This window comes from Pseudomonas sp. P65(2024) (assembly GCF_057480955.1).
Genome location: NZ_JBLIYX010000048.1, coordinates 1 through 492 on the forward strand (window position 1 = coordinate 1; position 492 = coordinate 492).

The following is a 492-nucleotide window of genomic DNA, read 5'->3' on the forward strand; positions in this document are numbered from 1 at the left end:
GGTTACTTAATGAGATGGTCACCCCGGCACCCTGCGAGGCGTACGCTTTCGCAGGGTGCTTTTACTTCGGAGACCGTCATCATGAGCAGCGTGACCCTGATCGGCATCGACATTGGTAAACATACCTTCCACCTGCACGCCCAGGACAAGTTCGGCAAAGAGGTAATGCGCAAGAAGTGCTCAAGGCAGCAGATGATGCGGTTTCTGGCCAATCATCCCCCTTGCACGGTAGTGATGGAGGCCTGTGCCGGTTCACACTGCCTGGCGCGAGAAATCAAAGCGATGGATCATGAGGCCAAGCTGATCTCGCCGCAGTTCGTTAAACCTTTCGTCAAGAGCAACAAGAATGACTTCGTCGATGCGCAAGCCATCTGCGAAGCCGCTTCCCGACCCTCCATGCGCTTTGTGACGCCAAAATCGCCTGAGCAGCAAACGCTCTCTGTTTCTCATCGGATGCGTGAATCATTGATCCGCGACCGAACCAAGACGGTG

Annotated in this window: 1 protein-coding gene; it reads left to right on the forward strand. The window is 55.1% G+C overall.

Translation table 11 applies throughout. The features are described from left to right. Positions 1 to 81: 81 nt before the first annotated feature. Positions 82 to 492 (forward strand): IS110 family RNA-guided transposase (locus AC25MA_RS25820; RefSeq protein ID WP_486972549.1); only part of this gene is annotated, 411 nt, incomplete at its 3' end.